Genomic DNA, 17,128 nt, shown 5'->3' on the forward strand with positions numbered 1-17,128 from the left:
CCTGTGCTTGTTAGGTATTTATTTGTGGCGCTGACGGCTGATAAAAATCGCCAGCAAAATGATTGCGCCCTTGATCACGCTCTGGACGTAGGGCGACACGCCCAGCATGTTCAGGCCGTTGTTCAACACGCCGAGCAACATGGCGCCGAGCAACGTACCGACGATCACCCCGCGCCCACCGGCAATCGAGGCGCCACCGAGTACCACGGCGGCAATCGCATCCAGTTCGAACGACACACCGGCATTCGGCTGGCCGCTCATCAGGCGTGAGGTGAGTACCAACCCGGCAATCGCCGCCGTGAGGCCACTGATCCCATACACCAGCAGCTTGAAACGCGCCGCACGCACGCCAGACAAGCGCACCGCTTCTTCATTGCCGCCAATGGCGTAGATGTAGCGACCGATGCGCGTATGTTGCAGCAGCACGTAGGCAGCGAGGTAGGTGAGCAGCATGATCAGGATCGGCACCTGGATGCCGAACAGGCTTTCGCGGCCAAAGAACGCAAACCACTCCGGCAAGCCAGAAATCGGATAGCCGTCGGTGTACATCAGGCCCAGGCCACGGGCGATACCCATGGTCGCCAGGGTCACGATGATCGGCGGCATGTGCAGGTAGGCCACGAACAAACCGTTGCCGATACCAAAGGCCACGCCAATCAACATGCCTGCGCCAATCGCCAGGCCGGGCGGCAGGCCCGCGACCATCAACCCGGCCGTGAGCGTGCCGGACAAGGCCATCACCGGCCCTACCGACAAGTCGATGCCGCCGGTGAGGATCACGCAGGTCATGCCCACCGCGATGATCGCGTTGATGGACACCTGGCGGGCGATGTTCGACAGGTTGCTGGCGGTGAGGAAGGTGTCGCTGGCGAGGATCATCACCAGGGTCACCACCACCAGCCCCACGAACGGATAAAACGCCGGCGAGCGCACCAGTCGCGCCAGGTTCAGGCGCAACCGGCTGCTGTCGCCGGTCCTAATGGACGTATTCACTTGAGCCCCCTGTTGCATGGCGCATGACCTCTTGAGGATTGACGGCAGACGCTTCGAGCACCTTGACGATGGCGCCCTTGTGGAACACGGCGACGCGGTCGCACATGCCGATGACTTCCGGCAATTCGGAAGAAATCATGATGATTGCGTAGCCCTGTTCGGTGAGGCTGCGCATCAGCGCGTAGATCTGCGCCTTGGCCCCCACGTCGATGCCACGGGTGGGTTCGTCGAACACCAGCACGTCGCAGTGATGGTTGATCCAACGGGCGATCACCACCTTTTGCTGGTTGCCACCGCTGAGGTTGAACACCCGGCTTTCGCTGCTGGGGGCCTTGATCGACAGTTGCTTCATCAGGCCTTCGACGCTGGCGCATTCGCGGTTTTTGTCGATCAGCCCGGACGCGTTCTGGTATTTGGGCAGGTTGTTCAGCGAGATGTTTTCGCGAATGCTGAAGTCGGTGATCAGCCCTTCGCTCTTGCGGCTTTCCGGCAACAGGCCGATGCCGTGGGCCAGCGCCTGGGCCGGGTCGTCGAGGGTGATTTTCTCGCCACGCAGCCACACGTCTTTGCTCACCGACGGCAGCGCGCCCATCATGCCCAGGGCCAACTCGGTACGACCGGAGCCGACCAGCCCGGCAAAGCCGAGGATCTCGCCCTTGTGCAGTTGGAAGCTGTTATGAGGGCCGTTGCGCACCAGCTGGATGTCCTTGACCTCCAGCAACAGCGGGCCGCGCTCGGTGCTGGGTTTGGGTGGAAAACTGCATTCCAGGCGGCGCCCGACCATCATCTCGACCAGCCGGTCGATGTCACTGTCGGCCACATCGGTGACGCCCACATTGCCGCCGTCGCGCAACACGCTGATGCGGTCGCACACCTGGAAAATCTCCTCCAGGTGATGGGAGATGAAAATCACCGCTACGCCCTGACGCTTGAGTTCACGCATGATCTCGAACAGCAGCTCAGCCTCGCTGGGCGTGAGGGTGGCGGTAGGTTCGTCGAGCACCAGCAGGCGCGCATCCAGGGCCAACGCCTTGGCGATTTCGACAAACTGCTGCTCGGCCACGCTGAGGTGTTTGACCGCGCATTGCAGGTCGATGGTCACGCCCAGGCGCTTGAACAAGGCCTCGCTGGCCTCGACCATTTCGCGCTTGCGCAACAGGCCGAAACGGTTACTCAGCTCATGGCCGAGGAAGATGTTTTCCACCGCCGTGAGGTAGGGAATCAGGCTGAATTCCTGGAACACGATGCCGATGCCGGCGGCGATTGCATCGCGGTAGGTCGCGAACTGCTGGGCCTGGCCATCGATCAGGATCTGGCCTTCGTCTTGATGCTCGACGCCGCCGAGGATCTTCATCAGCGTCGATTTGCCCGCGCCATTTTCGCCGAGCAAGGCATGAATCTCACCGCGCTCGACTTGCAGGTTGATGGACTTGAGGGCCTGTACGCCCGGGTAGCGCTTACAGATGTTTTCCAACTTCAGAAGACTGCTCATACCGCCGACCTCATATTCAGAAGGATGACCTGGGCCCCACGGACAGCGTGGGGCCTGGGCGATTTACCAGCTGAAGTCCTTGGCCTTGGCCTGGTCGATCAGGGTGATGTCCACTGGAATAGTGGCCGGCACTTGCGAGCCCCACTTCTTGGCCAGGGCGATGCCCAGGGCCAGGCGGATCTGGTCGCGCGGGTACTGCGCCGAAGTGGCGATGAATTTGCTGCCGGGTTTCTGGATCGCCTTGATCGCTTCCGGCGCGCCATCGACGCTGACCAGCTTCACGTCCAGGCCACTGGCTTCGATGGCCGAGAGTGCACCGAGGGAGCCGTTGTCATTCACGCTGAAAATGCCCTTGAGGGTGGGCTGGGCCTGCAACATGTTTTCGGTGACGGTCAGCGCCTGGTCACGTTCCTGCTTGCCGTTCTGGATGCTGACAATCTTGATGTCCGGGTGCTTGGCCACGGCCTCTTTGCAGCCGCGTACACGCTCCAGGATCGGCACCACGGCGATGCCGTCGAGGATCGCGATATTGCCTTTGTCGCCGATGTTCTTGGCCAGGTATTCGCAGGCCTGGAAGCCGGCGTCGAAGTTTTTCGAGCCGACGAAGGAATCCAGCGGGCCGTCGGCCTGGGCGTCTACCGCGACGACCACGACACCGGCAGCGTGGGCAGACTTGACCGCCGATTGCACGCCGACCGAGTCCGTGGGGTTGATCAGCAGGATGTCGATGCCTTTTTGCAGCATGTCTTCGACGTCACTGACCTGCTTGGACACGTCGTGACGGGCGTCGGTGATGATCAGTTTCGCGCCGATGGACGCCCCGGCTTCTTCGAGGGCGTTTTTCATGGTGACGAAATAGGGGTTGTTGATTTCCTGGAAGGACGCGCCGATGCGGATCGGCTTGGCAGCGTCGGCAAATGCCGGGGAGACGGTGCCGAGGGTGATGCTTACAGCCAATAAACACAGGGTTTTCGGGAGCATTTTCATGGCATGATTCTCTGTTTTGTTTTTATTGTTAGAGCAAATGTTATCGTTAACATTTTGCGAGAAGCTAACAAGGAAATGGGGGGTGTGCAAGCCCCCATTGGTCGCTTCGGGTAAGCCGGTCACTGCAAAACTCGCACATTCCCTGGCGCCAACTAAGCTCACTTTCCAACAAAAAAACACCGAGCAAGCCGCAATGGACCACACTACCGAGACCTTTCGCGCCCGTTACCGCGCCTCTGTCGCGCCCCATTACAACCCTTGGCTGCACGCCGGTTTCGTGTTCGGCTACGGCCTTGTGTGCATCGCCCTGGCCTGGTCTTCCACGCATCAGATCAGCGCTGTGCAATGGCTGACCGTGCCGCTGACCCTTGTGTTCTTCAACCTCTGCATCTACCTCGTGCACCGTCACCTCGGCCACCACAAGCACGCCTTGGCCCGGCTGTTCTACGCACGCCACACCGGCGATCATCACAGTTTCTTCACCCCCGGCCACATGACCTACGACAGCCCCCGCGACTGGCGCGTCATCCTGTTCCCGGCTTGGCTGATCGTGCTGCACAGCCTGGCAATCACCCTGCCCGCCTGGTGGTTGCTCAAGCAAGTGAGCCCTAATGTCGCCGGGCTGTTCGCCGGGTGCATGATCCTCGGGTATTTACTTTACGAAGTGTTTCACGCCTGCGAGCACCTGCCCGCCAGCCACCCGGTGGCGCGGCTGCCGTGGATCCGCCAGATGCATCAACTGCACGCCCTGCATCACCGCCGGGAACTGATGCAGGGACGCAACTTCAACATCGTCCTTCCCCTGATGGATTACCTGTTCGGCACCCTGCACTGGGAACCGAGCCCCCACGACAACCAGGAATCGTCATGAGTACCCGTCCCAAAAAACTGCGTCATCTGTTGTTTGTCCTGTTGCTGGCGGTAGTCGCCTTTCTGCTGTTGATGCCCACAAAGGTGCAACCCGTGAATTGGACGCCACCCAAGGCGCCGTCGATGAAGAGCGGCCCTTACGCCGAGAATCAGCGCCTCAAGGGCGTGCAGAAAATCGGCGCCCAGGACATCGCCGGGCCCGAAGCCTTGCTGCTGGATGCCCAGGGTTTTTTGATCAGTGGTTTGCATGACGGACGCATCATCCGCACCTCGCCCGACAGCCGCAACCTGGAAGTATTGGCCAATACCGGGGGGCGGCCCCTGGGCCTGGCGTTGCACCCGGATGGGCGCTTGATCATTGCCGACGGGATCAAGGGCTTGCTCGCCCTCGATGCAAAACATCAACTCACGACGTTGAGCACCAGCGCCAACGGCGTGCCCTTTGGCTTTACCGATGACGTCACCGTAGACGCCAGCGGGCGTTATGCCTATTTCAGCGATGCGTCGAGCCGCTGGGGCTATGGGCAGGATGGCGAAGCGGTGATCGAGCATGGCGGCGACGGTCGGCTGTTGCGTTATGACTTCAGCAACGGCAGCACCGATGTGCTGCTCGACCAACTGCAATTCGCCAACGGCGTTGCATTAGGACCGGACGAAACCTTCGTGCTGGTGAATGAAACCGGCGCGTACCGCATCAGCCGTTACTGGCTCAAGGGCGAGCGCGCCGGCACCCATGACCTGTTTATCGACAACCTGCCCGGCCTGCCGGACAACCTCAGTTTCAACGGCCAGGACCGTTTCTGGGTGGCGCTGTATTCACCACGCAATCCCTTGCTGGACAGCTTTGCCGGCTACCCGATGTTGCGCAAGGTGATGGTGCGGGCGCTGATGGTGGTGCCCAAGCCTATCGAACGCAAAGCCTTCGTGCTGGGGCTGGATACCGAGGGCAAGGTCATCGCCAACCTGCAGGATGGCAGCCCGGGGAATTATTCGCCGATCACCACCGCGCGGGAATATGGAAACTGGTTGTACCTGGGCTCATTGAAGGGCACGAGCATGGCGCGCTTGCCGTTGGACCTGGCATTGGCGCCCTGACGCAAAAAGGGCATACAGGCGCGCAGCCTGTATGCCCTGGGTACTACGGGTTAAACGTGTTTAGCTCTTGGTGCTGCTCAGCAAGGTCTGTTTGCACAGGTGGCCAAAGCTGACGAACTCCGTGTTATCACCACCGACGCCGATACCTGGGTATTCCAGCACTTCCATGCGCCACACGCCGTAGTTGAAGTCGGTACGCCAGGTGTTCTTATAGCCCTGGGCGTAATCGACGAACGTGGTCTGGAAGTCACCGAAGCAGGTGCCCACATTGATCGTGCCCCCGGCCAGGCCAGCACTGTTGGTGGCCGCCGAATACCCTTTGTAGACGATACTGCCGGTGTTCGGATCGATGTGCTGGTCCAGGTAGACAATCGGGTGCAGCCCCACCAACGGTGCGCCAGTGCTGTCCGAAAGGCCCATGGTCCAGGTCAGGTCGCGGTAGGCCTGGGTGGTCATGTAGCCATAACCCACGTTGGAAGCGGAGTAAGGGATACGCAACACATTGCTTTCGCCCTTCACGTCAGGGTCGTTCACCCGCGGGTTGGAACCAAACGACAGGTTGTATTTGCCCGTTGCGCTCCACGGCTCGTTCGGGTGTTGATTCGGGCGAACGCGCACCTTGACCACACCGCCCACACCGGGGCTTGGGATCGACGTCGACACCACGTTGGCCCCTACGGTGACCCACTGGTTACCATCGAAACGCTCAAGGATCCACTTGTTGCGGGTACTGCCACTGGCAGTATCGGCCGTGAGTGCGATACCGACGCTCTGGCCGCGTACGGCTTTGAAGTCAAAGTAATCGACGTCATTGAGGCTGTCGGCATTGCCCTTGATGTAGTTCAGGGTGTCCGGCAGCTGGAACGCGGTATCCGGCGTGTCGTTGGGTTCGTAGGCGTCAATATTGTCGTCCACCGCTACACCGAACTGGAAGCTCGAACCCTGCACGGCCGCATTGGCTTCCATGAACCAGTAGTAGTCACCGGCTGGCACAACGCCGCTGAGGCTTTCGTCCGCGGTGCCCGGATTGTTGGACGTGCCCAGGGGGAGCGGGTTGCCTTGACCATCGTCCTGGAACAGGCTCAACGACATGTCGGTGCCTGCTGTCTGGCCTACCAACAGTGCGTTGATGCGTGCCTTCTTCGGCAGGTTGAAGTGGTAGCACAGCAGGTCGCCGGTTTGTACGCCATTGATCGTGTAGAGCAGGTTCACATCCAGCGTGGTCTCACAGCCCTGCACCAGTGCAGCCTGTACGGCGGCGCGTTGCTGAGCGTCCGCTTTCTTGACCTGGGTTACTGGCGCAGGCGCGGCGTGGTCTTCCACCACGGAGTCGGCCTGGGCCTTCGCGGCAAATGCCGGCTTTTTCTGCTGAGCGCCTGCTTGAAGCTGCTGCTTCAGTGCTGCGGACGCCTGGGTGGCCGGGATTTTTCCGCCGGCTTTCAAGGACTGCTTGATCGTCGGTTGCGGCGCTTGCGCAGCCAGGTGAGGGTATTGCTCGGCCAGGGCAAAGGCCGAGACGAAGCAGGAGGCCGCCATGGCCGCGCCCAGCATAAAGGCTTTTTTCGATTTCATTTTTTATCCATCCATAGTTAAAAACTGAAGGTCAGGTGACATCCGGTCACCTGGGATGGAATGTAGAATATGACTGGATGTATGTACAGTATTTTTATTGAAAATAATCATTGCTATGGAATAGGGATGTCGCACCACCAGCGCCAGAAGACCCAAACAGCTGTTGCAATCAACCAAATGAACCCAAGGTAATAGGGCCAAACCACCCAGCGTTTAAGCGATAAAGGAACAGAAGCCAGTTCGGCTTCACTCACCACCCCTGCCCTCAGATGGCGCTTTGAATCTGAAAGTAACTCAGCAATCAGCATCATGCGATATTGCCTGTCGATCCACCGGTTTCGGCTCCAAAATCGCTTATTGCCGCATACCATTTCGTTTTGGCGGAAGTAACTCTCCACCTCGTCGAGCTTTGTATATTCGGCAAAAAAACCGATCCCCAAAACGACAAACGCCCCGGCAAAATGCACGATGGTGAAGACAAGAAAAAACGACACGGTTAAGCTCCCTCCGGCACAAAGATCATATCCCCGTTAGCCTCTTGGATCTCTCCACCCAATAAGGCACCTTCATGACCAAGAACATTACCTACGGTCTGCCCACCCGCAGCGCCGCCAATAATTGCGCACGCAATCTCACCGCGTCCCTTCATCGCAATACCCAAAAACATACGACAGCCTCGGATAGCGAGTTTGGCACCATACTTTCCCCCCACTGCGGCCCCCGCTACTGACCCCACCAACCTCCCCGTCTCCACATACTTCGCCCGTCTACACTGCGCCTCCCTCCCCGTCACACACGCCTCCTTGATCTCCAACCCTGCTACCCCCACATCCAACGCCAACCCCATATACGTCCCGTTGCCCAACCACTTCGACATCTGCGCCATCTCCCGCATCCGCTGCGCATACCCTGCAATCTCCCCCTTGTGCAAATAGCTCCTCGTCGAAATCCCCAACACCTTCTTCAACGACGCATTACCCTGCAATCCCGTCCCCAACCGTGCAGCCCCTTGCAGCTGCACCTCCAAGCGCCGAAACACCGCCTGGCGCTGCTGGATAAACGCCGCCCTGTCCAACCCGCCGTCTTTCAACCGCTGATGCAGCCGCTCGATTTCCTCCAACGTTTGCGCCACTTCATTCAGGTGCCGTGCCCAGGCCGAGGTCGCACTGCCGACGCCAATAGAGCCATTGGTCATGAAACTCTGCAGCAAGTCATAGTTGCCTAGCAGCGCCGTACCCGTCGCCGCATTCAGTGCCAGGTGACGACGGACTTCCTCGGCATGGCGCATCAACCACGCTTCCTCGACCGAGCAATTCAGGCTGTGGCTGTCGGGAATAATCACCAGTTGCCCCGGTGCCACCAAGCCGGGCCGCAGGTGCCGATTCAGCACGTCAAAATGATCGGAACGCGGGCGACTCAGTCCGCCGCCCATCAACCGGGATTTGAGGCTCAGGTAGTCCGTTGCGCGGTCGTTGATAAAGCTCTGCGCCATGCCCCACATCCAGGATGCAATTGAGATGGCGTCGGAATATAAGCAAGCGCCTGCGCCCCGGACACAAGTCCAGGGGGGTCGCTTTACATTTGGGAAGCTGCCTACGCAGCGGTGAAATAGAGCCTACAGAAACCGCCCTAATACCCGGTCATTTCCAGGTAACCCACCCCACCGTCAAACCGCACCGGCCCTTCCCAGTACGGAATACTCAGGTTCATCCAGGCGTTCGGGTTGACGGCCTGCGTGGTGATGTCCAGCTGTTTGCCGGGGATTTTCAGCGACCAGCGCGTGGGAATCTTGCGACCGTCAATCGTGGTGGTTTCCAGCGGCACCAGTTGGATATCCGCGTTGTGCAGCGTCTGCGTCTGGCCTTGCGCGTCGATCCAGGTCCCCGTGAGATAACCCGCGCCGTCGGCTTGCCGCACCCGAAACAGCATCAACTGCTCGCCACGGTCCAGGTGCAGGGAGAACCAGTCCCAGCCGGTCTGGCTGGCGCTCAGCGGCTGGCTGCTCCACTCGCGGTCGAGCCAGGCCGGGCCGGCGACTTGATAGACCTTGCCCTCGACAGTGACGCTGCCACGGGCACTGAAAAACGGCTGGCTGTAGTAGTACGACGCCTGGCCCTGGTCGGACTTGCGGCTGTAGCCCTCGTCACCCTGCAACACCAATGGGCGACTGGAGGTCAGCTGTAGGTCATAGGCGAATTGCGCACCACTGGCCTTGAGTTGCATGTCGGCCAGGCTGCTTACGGCGCCGGGACGGGTGACGAAATTCCAATCGTCGATCCAGGCATTGAACGGCTGCGCCTGGGCTCCGGTCTGGCCCACGCCGCCGCGCGCAAAGCGTTCGGCGGCATAGTGGTGAGTGGCGGACGTCACGGCGGCGTGGCCAAGCCAGATCGTCGAATCGCGCCAGCCCGCCTCGGTCGGCCCGGCCTTGAGCGCATTGCGGAACAAGGTCCACTGCACGCCGAAGACATTGCCCTGCGCGTCCTTGAGGTTGGCGGTGACGTACCACCACTCGATACGAAAGCCCGGATGGGGGCCATGGTCCTCGGGAAAACTGAACACTTTGCCCGGCACCACTTGGGCAAAGTCCGCCGCGTCACTGCCCAGGCCGGCGAAGCTTTCCTGCGGCTCAGGGACTTTGTCACAAGCGACCAGTAAGCAGCACATCCACAACAGCCACTTAATCTTCATTGGCAAACGTCCTCAACAAATCCGCCGGACGACTGCGATACAACTGCCACAACGGCCATGCCGAGGCCAGCAACGTCGCGAGCATCGCCAGCCCGAGCAATTGCGCGAGTTGCCACGGGAACACCTGCAGCGGCAGGCGCCAGCCAAAGGCCTGCACATTGATCACCGCGTCCAGGCACCAGGCCAACAGCAAGCCGAGCGGCAAGGCCAAGACCAGCGTGAGCACCGCCAGCAGCCAGGTCTGGCCAAGGTTGAGCAGCATCAATTGCCGACGCGTGACGCCCAATGCCCACAGCGGTGCGAGTTGGCCCAGGCGACTCTGGCTCTGGGTCAACAGGCTGATGAACAGCGCCACACCGGCCACGCCCAGCGTCAGGCTGTTCAGGGCAGCGGTGGCGGCGAAGGTGCGTTCGAACACCTGGCTCGACCAGCCTTTGAGTTGCTGTTGATCGACGATACGGCTGTCTTCCAGGGCAAAGGCGCGTTGCACCTCACGCGTCAGCGGTGCCACGTCTGCCGGTGACACCCGCAGGTTGAAACGCGCCGGTGACAGCGTCGGCCAATGGGTCAGCAGGTGCTTGGAATTGACCAGAATATGGCCCTTGGGGTTGCCGTAATCGGCGTAGATCCCGACTATTTTCGGCGTCCAGGTGCCCTGAGGCGTCGGGATGCTCAGGGTATCGCCCAACTTCACCGCCAGCCTACGTGCCAGTTGCTCGCTGAGCATCAGCGTGTCGCCTTGCTGCAACTGGTCCCACGGCTCGCTCGACGCCTCCAACAGCGGCCAATGCTGGCGATAAGTCGGGTCGTCGACCACGCCAAACAGATCCGCCGGCCAGCCCTGCAATTGCACCGCGACCTGCCAGGTGGGCAGCACCGCCTGCACCCGCGGTTGTTGCGCCAACCATCGGCTCAGTTGCTCGGCCTGGACCGGGTTTTGTGGGTTGAGGTACAGCTCGGCAGTCAGACGCTGCTCCAGCCAGTTGTTGAACGTATGACGAAACCCCGACGTCATGGAGCCTGCCCCGATATTCGCGGCCAGGGCCAACAGCAGCGCCATCAGGGCCAGGCTCAACGCCGGCAATTGCTGACGGCAATCAGCCAGAAACCACTGGCCCAGCACCGAACGGCTGCGTCCCAGAACAGCCTTGAGCAGGCCATTGAGCACCACCGGCAAACCGAGGGCCGCACCGAGCAGTAACGCAGCCATCAGCACGAAGCCAGCAGCCAGGCTATGACCGAACCCCAGCGCCAGCACGGCGGTCACCAGCGCGGTAGCGGCCACCCACCCTTGCCGCCGTAACCAACGCCCATGGGCCTCATGCCAGGCCTGCGCATTGGCCAGCGCCAACAAGGGCAAGCGCGCCGCCCGCCACAGGCTGCTGGCACCGGCCAGCAACGCGCCGAGCAAACTCAAGCCCAACCCGGCGCCCCACCACCAAGGGCTCAGGCTCAACTGCCCCGGCACCTCGGCACCATACAAACCACGCAGGCTGGCGGCGACATCCGGCAGCAACAGGCTGGCCAACAGGTAGCCGCTGGCCACGCCTAGCACGCCACCCAGCAACGAAAGCACACCGAGTTCGACGCCCAGGCTGACGATCAACAGACGCACACTGACGCCGCAGGCACGCAAGGTGCGCAACAGCCCGCGCCGTTGCTCCAGGGCGAGGCCAATGGCAGCGTGCACGATAAACAACCCGACCACAAAGGACAGAAAGCCCAATGCATCGAGGTTCAGGTGAAAGCTTTCGGTGAGGCGCGCGAGATTATTGTCCTCGCCTTGCTTGAGTTGCAGCCCAGCGGGTGGCGTGGGCTGGCCGGCGGCGAAAGTTTTATCCACCAACAGCCGCGACAGGCGATCAGGCATCTCCAGCACAGGCTGGGCAAAGCCGATATCGGTGAGCAACACTCCGGGGGCCATATCGGCCTGGGCTTGCAGCGGCGGCAGGGTGTGTCCGCTCAGGGTGACGGGCTGTTGACCTTCATGCAGCCCCAAGGCCTGCAAGGTCTGCGGTGCAATCCACGTACGCCCCGGCGGTTCGAAAAACGCCAGCATTTGTGCCTGGCTCAAACGCTGCCCTGCCACCGCGCCACTGCCGGGCAACGACACCGGGTCGATGCCCATCAATTGCAGGCGCACCTCCTCGCGCTCCTTGAGCTGCACCCGCCCTTGAACCACCGGCGACACCGGCCAGCCGGCTCGACGCAACTGGGCAAAAACGGCTTGGGGAAAACTGGCGCCGTCCGTCGCGCCGAGGCTGGCCTGGGGTTCGCCGCCGATCAATTGGCTGGCGCGGGCATAGCTGTCGCGTGCCTGGCTGTTGAGGGCCTGCACGCCGATCAGCAGCGCGGTGGCCAGCCACAAACCGGTGAGCACGCTGCAGAACTGCACCGGATGGCGCCGCCAGTGGCTGAGCAGCGCGCGCAAGGTCCAATAAAAAACTGCCATTTCAAACAGCGCTCGCGGGCACGACATGGCCGCGATGCAACACCACCTGCCGGCCCAGGCGTGCGGCGATGCGTGGGCTATGGGTGACCATCAACAAGCTGGAGGGACTGTCGCGCAACAGGTCCAGCAGCAGTTGTAACACCTCGTCGCTGGTGGCTTCGTCGAGGTTGCCGGTGGGTTCGTCGGCCAATAACAGACGCGGCCTTGACGCCAACGCGCGCCCCACCGCGACCCGTTGCTGCTGACCGCCGGAAAGCTGTTCCGGATAACGCTTGAGCAGATCACCCAGGCCCAGGCGCTCCACCAACTGTGCCTGCCACTGCGGATCAAACCGCCCGGCCAACCGCGCCTGGAACGCCAAATTGTCCTCGACCCGCAGGCTGCCGATCAGGTTGAACTGCTGGAACACCAGCCCGATCTCCGTGCGCCGCCAGTGGGCCAGCTGCGCTTCGCTGAGTTGGTCGAGGCGCTGCTCGCCGACCTGGATGCTGCCACCGTCCACCCGGTCCAGGCCGGCCACCAGATGCAGCAAAGTGCTCTTGCCGCTACCCGACTCGCCCATCAACGCCAGGCTGCTGCGCTCGGCCAGGCGCAGGTCCACACCGGCCAACACCGCCAACGGCCCTTGGGGGGTGGCATAGCTTTTGAACACACCTTGCACCTGCAGCATGAGAACACTCGTTTGAGGGGTGGCAATCGAGAATAACGGCTGCCGCTCCAGGCCATGCAAATTTTTCACATGGATTTCACCGGCTAACCACCCCACGCACTCTAGATTACCGGCCATGGGTCATTCGTCGGCAACTTGTTAGTTGCCATGCCTGACAACTTTTTAACCGCAACATGTTCAGCGAAAAGACAGCCTCCCTGTGACAGCCTCTGGCTTCACTGTGGGCATACGCCAACACGTTGCGCCTAATTAATACAACATTGCCAACACTGCCCATGGTGAATGAAGTGGTTGACCTTACCCTGACCAAACCGCGCTCGCGATGGGCCTTTATCAAGCGCCTGCGACGCCTGTGGCTGGGGCTCTTGGTGGTGGGTTTGCTGTTCGCCGCCAGCCTGCTCTGGCACGCGTCACCCAAGGACCTTGGCGTTGGTAACCGCCTGCTCACTTCCCACGTACTGCCCCTCTGGCGCGACGGTGACCTGATCGTGCTGGTGCGCCACGAAGAGCGTTGCGACCGCTCGACCAACCCTTGCCTGGGTCCCGTGGAGGGCCTGACGATCAACGGCAGCCAGAACGCCGAAACCCTGGGCAAAGCCTTTAAAACACTGGGCATGGACGGCAGCGACGTGCTGGCCAGCCCGGCCATCCGCACCGCCCAGACCTTGCGCTTCATGTTTGGTAAAAACGAACTGACTTCTGGCCAGCAAGCCGTCTGCGGTGCGGCGATGGGCGAAGAGTTGCTCAGCCACAAAACCCCCGGACGCAACCTGGTCTTCGTCACCCACAGCGGCTGCATTGCCGACTTCGAAAGCACCCTGGGCTTTCCCCATGCCGCCTTCCCCAAATACGGCAGCGCCTTGTTCGTGCAGGTCTTGCCCAACGGCAAATTCAAGACGCTGGGCATCGTCAATGGCCCGGACTGGCCGGCCGCGTTAAAACAACTTTAAACATTTTCCTGTCCATTTGTTCAGCAAAAAGACAGCCCTGCTCTGGCATGTTTAGTTGCGCCTTTTAACTAAGGACATCATGACTATTTTCCGTAATTCAGTGAACGCTGTGACTTTTTCTTCTATTACTTCATTACTTGAAACTCCCACAACTAAACGTCAGGGAGCGACGTTTGCATGACTCGATTAAAACCTCTGCCACTGTTATTACTGGCCTTTGTCGCGTTTTACCTGTTGCCCCTGGGTCTGCACGGCTTGTGGATCCCGGACGAAACCCGCTACGCCCAGATCAGCCAGGAAATGCTCCAGAGCGGCAACTGGGTAGCGCCGCATTTCATGGGCATCCGCTATTTTGAAAAACCCGCTGGCGGCTATTGGTTGATCGCCTTGGGCCAAGCGGTGTTCGGCCAGAACCTGTTCGGCGTGCGTATCGCCTCGGCGCTTACGACCGGCTTGAGCGTGCTGCTGGCCTACCTGATCGCCCGTCGCCTGTGGGATGACCCGCGCAAAAGCTTCGCCTGCGCCCTGCTCTACCTGAGCTTCGGCCTGGTGGCCGGGCAAGCGGGCTACTCCAACCTGGATCCGCAATTCACCCTGTGGGTCAACCTGAGCCTGGTGGCCCTGTGGTTTGCCCTCGACAGCCACACAGTACGCGGCCGTCTTTGGGCGTGGACCGTCGTGGGCCTGGCCTGCGCCCTGGGTTTCCTGACCAAGGGGTTCCTGGCCCTGGCGTTGCCGGTGTTGATCGCCGTGCCTTACATGCTCTGGCAACGCCGCCTGGGCGAACTGCTGCGCTATGGCCCGCTGGCCATGCTGGTGTGCTTGTTGGCGTGCCTGCCTTGGGCGCTGGCGATCCATCTGCAGGAACCGGACTTCTGGCGCTTCTTTTTCTGGAATGAACACATCCGCCGCTTCAGCGCCGACAACGCGCAACACGTGCGGCCGTGGTGGTTCTTCCTGCCGATCATCGCGGTAGCGTGTCTGCCTTGGGCAGGGTTGCTGCCGAGCACCCTGCGCAAGACCTGGCAGGAAAAGCGCCAACCGGCCATCGCCTTCCTGGCCCTGTGGCTGCTGTTGCCACTGGGTTTCTTCAGCCTGAGCAACGGCAAGCTGCCGACCTACATCATGCCGTGCCTGCTGCCCCTGGCCTTGTTGATGGGGCATACACTGGTCGACCTGATCAACCGGCATAAAGCCCGCACGATCTGCCTCAATGGCCTGCTCAACTTCGTGATCGGCATGGCGGCCATGGTCGTGCTGATCTACCTGCAAATCGCCCGACCCTTGTACAGCAACAGCCATGCGGAGATGTTCAGCCTGTCCCTGGCGTTTATCGTGTTGCTGGGGTGGATCCTCACCAACCTGCTGCAAGCCTTCCGCCCGCTGACGCTGTGGGCGATGCCAGCGCTGGGCATCGGCCTGCTGGTGATCCTGCTGCCGGCGAGCATGCCGGAGTGGATCGCGGACAACGAAATGCCCGACCAGTTTGTGCTCGAACACCTGGAAGAACTGCAACAGACCCAAGCCCTGCTGAGCAACGAACTGGGGAATGCCAGTGCCTTGGCCTGGCGCCTGAAACGCCCGGAAGTGGCGCTGTACGACACCGAGGGTGAGCTGCGATATGGCTTGCAGTACGCAGGTTCGGTGCATCGCAAAGTGGAATTGGAAGCGGTGCAGGCCTGGCTCAAGGAACAGCGCCGACTCGGCTCGGTCGGCGTACTGATGCGCGTCAACAGCACCAGTGAAATGCGCGAAGCCGGGCAACTGCCGCCCGGAGGCAAACGCTACTACAAGGGCTCCCTCGAACTGATCATCTACTCGAAATCGCCGTGATGGCGGCTTTCTGGAAGACCGAACGCGGCGCCCTGCTGCTGTTGCTGGGCGTCACCGCCCTGCTACTGCTGACCGGCCTGGGCGCACGCGACCTATGGGGCCCGGAAACCCGTTGGGCGAACATCGCCTTGCAGATGCTGCAGAGCGGTGACTATTTCGATCCCTACCTCAAGGGCGCGCCCTATTACGACAAACCCCTGCCCTCCTACTGGCTGATCACCGCCAGTGCCCACTTGCTGGGTGGCCTCGGTCCCTGGTCACTGCGCTTGCCGTCCGTGATCGGCGCCTGGCTGAGCGTGTGGCTGGTCTACCTGATCGGCGAACAACTGCTGCGCAAGGGCACCGGGCTGATTGCCGGTTGGATGCTCGCCACCACCTTCTACTTCCTGTTCTGGGCGCGCGTGGCCACGGCGGACGTGCTGACGGTGTGTGGTGTGCTGGCGGCGGTGTGGTGGTACTGGCGCGGGCCGGAGGACACGCGGCTGGGTCGCTATAGCGTGTTCTTCCTGCTGCTGGCCGTGACCTCGCTGTTCAAAGGGCTGATCGGCTTTGTGCTGCCCGGCCTGGTGCTGCTGCCACACCTCCTGGCGGAACATCGCTACAAGCGCCACCTCAACCTGCGCCTGGTGTGTGCCTTGCTGATCGCTGCGGCGGTGTATGCCGTGCCCTTCGTGCTGTCCCATCTCTACGGTGCCCCTAGCTATGGCAGCAGCGGCCTGGCCCTGGTGTTCCGCGAAAACGTGGTGCGCTTTTTCGACCCGTTCGACCATATGGGCCCGATCTACACCTACCTGATCTACCTGCCCGCCTACACCCTGCCCTGGGTACCCTGCTGGCTGCTCGGCCTGTGGCTGGCGCTGCGGCACTGGCGCCACACGCCGCCGAACGTGCGCTGGCTGGTGTGGGGCCTGGGCCTGTTGTTCGTGTTCTTCACCGCCAGCGGCAGCCGACGCAGCTACTACGTACTGCCATTGGTGCCCTTCGCCCAGCTGCTCGGCGCCTGGTGGGTCAGCGAACGCCTGCGGGCACGGCCGGCCAGCCAGTCACGCTGGTTCAAAGGCTTCGCCATCGCCGCTGCCCTGATGCTGTTGATACTCGGCGTGGCCTACCCCTGGAGCAACAGCAACGGCGGCGTGACTCGCTTTGCCGAAGACGTACGAGCCGAAGCGACCCAAATCGCGCCATGGGAGCAATGGCAATGGGTGCTGGTGGAAGCGGACAACAAAGTGCCGATGTACCTGCAAAACGGCGGCAAGCCGTTCTACTACGTGGCCGAAACCCAGGACTTTCCCCGCCAGGGCGACAGCGCGGCATTCCTGGCCTGGCTGGAAAAAACCAGCGGCCAGACCTTCGACCCGCAACGCACCATCATTGTCGCGCAGTACGCCAAGGACGATCCCGCGCCACTGGCTTATCTGGGCAAGGATCATCGGGTGATTGGCACCCAGCCGGATAATGGCGAGCGGTGGTTTCACAAGCGTGAGGATGGGAGCGTGGCGTTCATTCCCCAGCCCAAATAGAAG

14 protein-coding genes are annotated in these 17,128 nt (G+C 61.3%); 5 read left to right on the top strand and 9 right to left on the bottom strand.

The window, feature by feature from the left end; genetic code table 11:
- Window positions 1-18: 18 nt before the first annotated feature.
- From AYR47_RS26655 to AYR47_RS26665, 3 genes are all read right to left on the bottom strand, one after another.
- Entirely contained in the window at window positions 19-1,011 is a 993-nt protein-coding gene (locus AYR47_RS26655; RefSeq protein WP_033903298.1) for an ABC transporter permease, read from the bottom strand.
- Entirely contained in the window at window positions 977-2,485 is a 1,509-nt protein-coding gene (locus AYR47_RS26660; protein ID WP_038849053.1) for a sugar ABC transporter ATP-binding protein, read from the bottom strand. Before AYR47_RS26660 ends, AYR47_RS26655 begins: the two co-directional genes overlap by 35 nt.
- Before the next feature lie 63 nt (window positions 2,486-2,548).
- Window positions 2,549-3,472 (bottom strand): substrate-binding domain-containing protein, encoded by a 924-nt coding sequence (locus tag AYR47_RS26665; protein WP_061448979.1) that lies wholly within the window; start codon window positions 3,470-3,472, stop codon window positions 2,549-2,551.
- 193 nt (window positions 3,473-3,665) lie between these two features.
- Here AYR47_RS26665 and AYR47_RS26670 point away from each other — a divergent pair, with 193 nt between their 5' ends.
- Together AYR47_RS26670 and AYR47_RS26675 are read left to right on the top strand one after the other, a co-directional pair.
- Complete coding sequence (locus AYR47_RS26670) at window positions 3,666-4,343, top strand: sterol desaturase family protein (protein ID WP_061449489.1); 678 nt, start codon at window positions 3,666-3,668, stop codon at window positions 4,341-4,343.
- On the top strand, window positions 4,340-5,437 hold the full coding sequence (locus tag AYR47_RS26675; protein ID WP_061448980.1) for an SMP-30/gluconolactonase/LRE family protein: 1,098 nt from the start codon (window positions 4,340-4,342) through the stop codon (window positions 5,435-5,437). Before AYR47_RS26670 ends, AYR47_RS26675 begins: the two co-directional genes overlap by 4 nt.
- A 60-nt stretch (window positions 5,438-5,497) precedes the next feature.
- Here AYR47_RS26675 and AYR47_RS26680 read toward each other — a convergent pair whose 3' ends face one another.
- The 6 genes from AYR47_RS26680 to AYR47_RS26705 all read right to left on the bottom strand — a co-directional run bounded on the left by AYR47_RS26680 (window position 5,498) and on the right by AYR47_RS26705 (window position 12,822).
- Window positions 5,498-7,009 carry a hypothetical protein gene (locus AYR47_RS26680; RefSeq protein ID WP_061448981.1) on the bottom strand — a complete coding sequence of 504 codons (1,512 nt, stop codon included), beginning with the start codon at window positions 7,007-7,009 and terminating at the stop codon, window positions 5,498-5,500.
- A gap of 113 nt (window positions 7,010-7,122) precedes the next feature.
- Window positions 7,123-7,503, bottom strand: a complete 381-nt coding sequence (locus AYR47_RS26685; RefSeq protein ID WP_038849060.1) for a hypothetical protein — start codon at window positions 7,501-7,503, stop codon at window positions 7,123-7,125.
- A gap of 2 nt (window positions 7,504-7,505) precedes the next feature.
- Window positions 7,506-8,501: a hypothetical protein gene (locus AYR47_RS26690; protein ID WP_061448982.1), complete on the bottom strand. Its 996-nt coding sequence runs from the start codon at window positions 8,499-8,501 to the stop codon at window positions 7,506-7,508.
- A 137-nt stretch (window positions 8,502-8,638) separates the two neighbouring features.
- Complete coding sequence (locus tag AYR47_RS26695) at window positions 8,639-9,700, bottom strand: lipocalin-like domain-containing protein (protein ID WP_061448983.1); 1,062 nt, start codon at window positions 9,698-9,700, stop codon at window positions 8,639-8,641.
- Window positions 9,690-12,152 carry an ABC transporter permease gene (locus AYR47_RS26700; protein WP_061448984.1) on the bottom strand — a complete coding sequence of 821 codons (2,463 nt, stop codon included), beginning with the start codon at window positions 12,150-12,152 and terminating at the stop codon, window positions 9,690-9,692. Before AYR47_RS26700 ends, AYR47_RS26695 begins: the two co-directional genes overlap by 11 nt.
- Window position 12,153: 1 nt before the next feature.
- A complete protein-coding gene (locus AYR47_RS26705; RefSeq protein ID WP_061448985.1) occupies window positions 12,154-12,822 on the bottom strand; it encodes an ABC transporter ATP-binding protein in 669 nt (222 codons plus the stop codon).
- Between the two features lie 275 nt (window positions 12,823-13,097).
- Between AYR47_RS26705 and AYR47_RS26710 the strand changes: the two genes are divergently transcribed.
- The 3 genes from AYR47_RS26710 to AYR47_RS26720 all read left to right on the top strand — a co-directional run bounded on the left by AYR47_RS26710 (window position 13,098) and on the right by AYR47_RS26720 (window position 17,125).
- Entirely contained in the window at window positions 13,098-13,772 is a 675-nt protein-coding gene (locus AYR47_RS26710) for a histidine phosphatase family protein (RefSeq protein WP_033903309.1), read from the top strand.
- A gap of 177 nt (window positions 13,773-13,949) precedes the next feature.
- Window positions 13,950-15,605 carry a lipid IV(A) 4-amino-4-deoxy-L-arabinosyltransferase gene (gene arnT / locus AYR47_RS26715; RefSeq protein ID WP_061448986.1) on the top strand — a complete coding sequence of 552 codons (1,656 nt, stop codon included), beginning with the start codon at window positions 13,950-13,952 and terminating at the stop codon, window positions 15,603-15,605.
- The gene (locus AYR47_RS26720; protein ID WP_061448987.1) at window positions 15,605-17,125 is read left to right on the top strand and encodes an ArnT family glycosyltransferase; all 1,521 of its coding nucleotides are present in this window, start codon (window positions 15,605-15,607) and stop codon (window positions 17,123-17,125) included. Before arnT ends, AYR47_RS26720 begins: the two co-directional genes overlap by 1 nt.
- Window positions 17,126-17,128: the final 3 nt, after the last annotated feature.

Origin of the sequence: Pseudomonas azotoformans (assembly GCF_001579805.1) — a bacterium.
GTDB lineage: Bacteria > Pseudomonadota > Gammaproteobacteria > Pseudomonadales > Pseudomonadaceae > Aquipseudomonas > Aquipseudomonas azotoformans_A.